A 2,666-nucleotide genomic window follows, 5' to 3' on the forward strand; every position below is an offset into this window, starting at 1 on the left:
CCTCGATGCGCGCGTTCTGCCGCTCGAACCGGCGGAGACGGTGGACTTGCGTCCGCCACTTCTCGTGGCGGCCCTCGGCCTGTTCCTCGTTGATACGATTCTCGCCATGCTGCTGTCCGGACATGTCGGCGCCTTCGCTGCCCGTTTTCGGCGCGCGGTCCTCGGGGCGGGTGCGCTTGCGCTCGCCTTCCTCGCGATCGGCGCACCCGGGACGGCACAAGCCGACACGATCGAGGATATCGAGGCCGCGATGGTGACCCGGCTTGGCTATGTCCGCACCCATGACGCGCGTGTCGACGAGATCAGCCAGGCGGGGCTCGACGGGCTGTCGCGGGCGCTCGCCGCGCGCACATCCCTCGAACCCGGCGCGCCGATTGGCGTCGATATCGAGACGGACGAACTCGCTTTCTTCCCTGTTCTGTACTGGCCGATCGTGCCCGATGCGCCGATGCCGTCGCGCGAGGCGATGCAGCGGATCGACGCCTATATGAAGAACGGCGGCATGCTGATCATGGATACCCGCGACGCGGCGACCAACTGGCGCCCCGGTTCCGCGCTTTCGCCCGAAGCCGCATATCTGCGCCGGCTGCTCGCCGATGTCGACGTGCCGCCGCTCGAGCCGATGCCGCCGGATCACGTCCTGACCAAGACGTTCTTCATCCTCGACGAGTTGCCGGGACGGCATGCATCCGGCGTGACCTGGGTGGAGGAACTGCCTCCGGCGCCTATCGAGGAGGGGATGCGTCCGGCGCGGGCCGGCGATGCGGTGTCACCGATCATCATCACCGCGAACGATCTCGCAGGCGCCTGGGCAATCGGGTCGCTGGGGGAGGCGATGCTGCCGGTGAGTGGCAGCGATCCGCGCCAGCGCGAGATGGCGTTTCGCGCCGGGATGAACATCGTGATGTACGCGCTGACGGGCAACTACAAGGCCGATCAGGTTCATGTGCCCGCTCTGCTCGAGCGGTTGGGCAATTGAGGAAGGCGACGCTTTGGCCGGTTTGAGCTTCACACCGCTGGTCCCCGATGCCGTGCTGATCGTGGCGGCAATTCTTGCGGCTCTGGTCGCGCTGGCCGCGATCCTCATACGCGGGCCTGTGGCCCTGTTCCGTGCGGCTGCGCTGGTCGTGCTGGTGCTCGCGCTCGCCAATCCCGCCTTCGTCACGCAGGAGCGCGAGCCGGTCGATGATGTCGTGGCCCTGGTGGTGGACCAGTCGACCTCGCAGCGGCTGGGCGATCGGGCGCAGGTGACGCAGGCTGCCCGCGACGAGCTGGAGCAGCGTTTCGGCGGCTTGCGCAATATAGAGCTGCGCATCATCGAGGTGGGTGATGCGGCCGGTGACGCTGGAACGGAACTCTTCACCGGGCTCGCCAACGGGCTCGCCGACGTGCCGCCGGAGCGCGTTGCGGGCGTGGTGATGTTGACCGACGGTGTTGCCCATGACATTCCCGGATCAGCGGAGGAACTTGGCTTCACAGGGCCTTTGCATGCCTTGATCACAGGATACCCGGACGAGGCCGATCGGCAGATCGATCTGATCCGCGCCCCGCGCTACGGCATTGTCGGGCGCACGCAAGTGATCGAGGCGAAGATCGGCGAGCGCGGCGGCACGGGCTCGGCCGTGGTCACCGTGCGCCGCGACGGCGAGCGTCTCGCGCGCCGGGAGGTGCCGACGGAAGCGCGCTTTCGCATCCCCGTCCAGATCGACCGCGCCGGGTCCAATGTCGTCGAAATCGAGGTCGAGGCGTTGCCCGACGAGCTCACCATGGCCAATAACCGGGCCGTGGTGACGATCGAGGGGATTCGCGAGAATCTGCGCGTGCTGCTCGTCTCAGGCGAGCCGCATGCGGGCGAGCGGACATGGCGCAATCTGCTGCGCTCGGATGCGAATGTCGATCTCGTCCATTTCACCATCCTGCGCCCGCCGGAAAAGCAGGACGGCACCCCGATCGACGAATTGTCGCTGATCGCCTTTCCCACGCGCGAACTGTTTCAGGACAAGATCGGCGAGTTCGATCTGATCATATTCGATCGCTATGCCAACCAGAGCATCCTTCCGCCGATCTATTACGACAACATCGTGCGTTACGTGCGCGAAGGTGGTGCCGTTCTGCTTGCAGCGGGGCCGGAATTCGCCGGGCGCGCCTCGCTTGCCCGCACCCGTCTCGCGCCGATCATTCCGGGCGAGCCCACCGGCAGTGTGCTGGAGGAGCCGTTCAAGGCGATGCTCACGGATACCGGTGAGCGCCATCCGGTGACGCGCGGTCTTCCGGGATCGGAAAGCGATCCGCCGGCCTGGGGCGAGTGGCTGCGCGTCCTCGATACGCGGGTTACTGCGGGGCAGACGGTGATGTCGGGCGCACAGGATCGTCCGTTGCTGGTGCTGGAGCGTCAGGGCGAGGGGCGTGTGGCGCTGTTGCTTTCCGATCACGCCTGGCTCTGGGCGCGGGGCTATCGCGAGGGCGGGCCGCATGTCGATCTCCTTCGCCGTACCGCCCATTGGCTGATGCGTGAGCCGGCGCTGGAAGAAGAGTCCCTGCATGCGACGACGCAGGGGGAGCGGATCTTCATCGAGCGCCAGAGCATGGCCGACGCGGTTGCCTCCGTCAGCGTCATGTCGCCCTCGGGTGCCGAGTCCGGCGTCGCGCTCGAACCCTATCTGCCG

Annotated in this window: 2 protein-coding genes; both read left to right on the top strand. The window is 67.0% G+C overall.

The window, feature by feature from the left end; genetic code table 11:
• Positions 1 to 979 (top strand): DUF4159 domain-containing protein (locus VKP01_RS08345; RefSeq protein ID WP_324411690.1); only part of this gene is annotated, 979 nt, incomplete at its 5' end.
• Positions 980 to 992: 13 nt separating this feature from the next.
• The coding region (locus VKP01_RS08350) for a hypothetical protein (protein ID WP_324411691.1) at positions 993 to 2,666 on the top strand (1,674 nt) is incomplete at its 3' end.

The organism is Saliniramus sp. (assembly GCF_035311605.1).
GTDB lineage: Bacteria > Pseudomonadota > Alphaproteobacteria > Rhizobiales > Beijerinckiaceae > Saliniramus.